The 2,705-nt window shown below is 68.4% G+C and carries 3 protein-coding genes; all 3 read right to left on the bottom strand.

Features of this window, described 5'->3' with window-relative positions; all coding sequences use genetic code 11:
• The coding region (locus JHC99_RS18425) for a mannitol dehydrogenase family protein (RefSeq protein WP_292156145.1) at positions 1–878 on the bottom strand (878 nt) is incomplete at its 3' end.
• A complete protein-coding gene (uxaC, locus tag JHC99_RS18420) occupies positions 875–2,290 on the bottom strand; it encodes a glucuronate isomerase (RefSeq protein WP_292156144.1) in 1,416 nt (471 codons plus the stop codon). The genes JHC99_RS18425 and uxaC, both read right to left, overlap by 4 nt.
• 44 nt (positions 2,291–2,334) lie before the next feature.
• The coding region (locus JHC99_RS18415; protein ID WP_292156143.1) for a short-chain fatty acyl-CoA regulator family protein at positions 2,335–2,705 on the bottom strand (371 nt) is incomplete at its 5' end.

The raw sequence follows: 2,705 nt of genomic DNA, 5'->3' as shown, positions 1-2,705 counted from the left end.
AGCTTGGCGTCCTCCCAAGGCTCGACGGCCTCGGTCAGCTGGACCCCGAACGCGACGAAGTCCGGCCGCTCGCCGGCGAACCGATCCTGGATCACCCATTGGGTAAAGGGCTCGGCCTTGACCATGCCTTCGTCGCGGACACCCAGGCGCGCCTCCAGCCGGACGATGTCCTCAGGGATGGTCGCGGGCACGATCCGGTCGATCATGGTCTGGGGGAAGGCCCCCTCGGCCGCGATCCAGTCGGCCAGGTTCGGCTCGATCCGCCGCGCCATCTCCAGCACACCGCTGCGGATCCTCTGACCGTTGTGCGGAAGGTTGTCGCAACTGATGACGGTGAAGGGTTTGAGCCCCGCAGCTTTCCTCGCCTTCAGCGCCGCGACGATGAAGCCGGGCGCCGTGATCGGCCGGGAGATGTCGGTCAGGTCTGCGGCCACCTCGGGGTCGTCCAGCTTCAGTGCGCCCGTCGCCGGATCGAGCCGATAGCCCTTCTCCGTCACCGTCAGGGTGACGATGTGGACGTCCGCATCGGCCATGGCGGCGACCAGCGCTGCCGGGTCCTGCGGCCCGACCATGACCCCCTTGCCGGCACCGATGATCCTCAGCCGCTCCTCGGCCCCGTCGCGCACCACAAGGGTATAGAGGCCGTCCTGCGGGTTCAGCTGCTCCGCCACCGAGGGCGACCTCAGCGACGCCCCCAGAACGCCCCAGCGCAGGTCGCCGCTGGCCAGGGCGTCGTCGAACACCACCGCCTGATGCGCCCGGTGGAAGGCCCCGATACCCAGGTGGACCACCCCGGTCCTGACCGCCGCCCGGTCGTATCCGGGCCGGGCGACGTCGGCGGGCAGGCGCGACAGGGCCGCATCATTGAGCCGGCTCACAGCCTGTAGGCCGCCTTGACCAGCCCATAGGTCAGGGCGTGGGCCAGTTCATGCGCCTCGTCCTCCTCCATCCGATGTTCGACCACCAGCCTGGCCAGGAAGCCGCAGTCCATCCGCCGGGCCACGTCGTGACGCGCCGGGATCGACAGGAAGGCGCGGGTGTCGTCGTTGAAGCCGACGGTGTTGTAGAAGCCCGCCGTCTCGGTCGTCTGTTCGCGGAACCGGCGCATCCCCTCGGGACTGTCGTGGAACCACCAGCTGGGGCCCAGCTTCAGCGCCGGATAATGACCGGCCAGAGGGGCCAGTTCGCGACTGTATGAAGTCTCGTCGAGGGTGAACAGGATCAGGGTCAGGCGGGTGTCAGACCCGAACCGGTCCAGCAGGGGCTTGAGCGCCCGCACATAGTCGGTCTGGGTCGGGATATCGCAGCCCTTGTCGCGGCCGAAGCGCTCGAACACCGTCGCCGAGTGATTGCGGAACGAGCCCGGGTGCAGTTGCATCACCAGCCCGTCCTCGACCGACATGGCCGCCATCTCGGTCAGCATCTGGCCCCGGAACAGCTCGGCGTCGGCCGGCGTCGCGGGTGCCGTCGAGACCCGCGCGAACAGGGCCTGCGCATCGGCCTTCGACAGGTCGGCGGTGAAGGCGGTCGGGTGGCCGTGGTCCGTCGAGGTCGCCCCCATCGAGGCGAAGAAGGCCCGCCGCGCCCGCAGCGAGTCCAGGTATCCGTCCCAGGTCATCGTGTCGAAGCCGGTCTGGTCGGCCAGGACCTTCAGATTGTCGCGGAAGCCCTCGTAATCAGGATCGACCACCGGATCGGGGCGATAGGCGGTCAGGACCCGACCCTTCCAGCCCGAGGCCGCGATGGCCTTGTGATGTTCGAGCGTGTCGATCGGCGACTCCGTCGTGGTGATCACCTCGATGTTGAACCGCTCGAACAGAGCGCGTGGCCGGAACGCCTCGGTCTTCAGCGCCGCGTCGATGACGTCGTAATAGTGGTCCGCCGTCCCGGCCGACAGCCGCACATCGATGCCGAACGCCTCGGCATAGACCCAGTCGTGCCACATCCGCGACGGCGTGCCCCGGAACAGGTGGTAGTTCGACGCGAACCGCCGCCAGATCGCCCTCGGATCGGTCTCGACCGGCCCGCCATCGGCACGCGGCACCCCCAGATCCTCCATCGCCATCCCCTGCGAATGCAGCATCCGGAAGACATAGTGGTCGGGCGTGATCAGCAGCTCGGCCGGATTGGCGAAGGTCTCGTTCAGCGCAAACCACGACGGGTCCGTGTGCCCGTGGGGGCTGATGATCGGCAGGTCCCTGATCTGCGCATACAGCCGCCGTGCCACGCCGCGCGTGTCGGGATCGACAGGGAACAGGCGGTCGGGATGCAGGCGAAGGGGATGGGTCATCTTGGGGATGACTCTCCCAACCGGAAACCGGTGTCAACGCCCTTTCAGGTATCGGTGAAGCCGAAGGGCGCAGAGGTCCGGCGGATGTCATCGGCCAGGATCTGGCGTCCGATCGGCGGTGCGGATCGGGCGGTGCATTCGGTCCGATGGCACAGCCGACAGGTCACGCCGATCGGTGTCGGCACCGGCGGTGTCGCCCCCCCGGCGACTTGGGCATAGATCAGCCGACCTGCGTGTTCTGCCGCACAGCCCAGCGCGATGGCCCGCTCCACACGCGGCGCGCCGAACCCGCCCCCGCCCGCCGTCACCGTCCGGGCGATGGAGAAGAACCGCTGGCCGTCGGGCAGTTCCAGCCATTGGGTCACGATCTCTCGCGGCGTGCGGAATGCCGAATGCACCGACCACAGCGGGCACC

This window comes from Brevundimonas sp. (assembly GCF_016463485.1).
In the GTDB taxonomy this organism is placed as follows: domain Bacteria; phylum Pseudomonadota; class Alphaproteobacteria; order Caulobacterales; family Caulobacteraceae; genus Brevundimonas.
This window is presented reverse-complemented; position numbering and strand designations above follow the sequence as displayed.

Excerpts from the sequence above, each read along its gene's own strand:
- uxaC (WP_292156144.1), bottom strand. The coding sequence starts at position 2,290 with ATGACCCATCCCCTTCGCCTGCATCCCGACCGCCTGTTCCCTGTCGAT.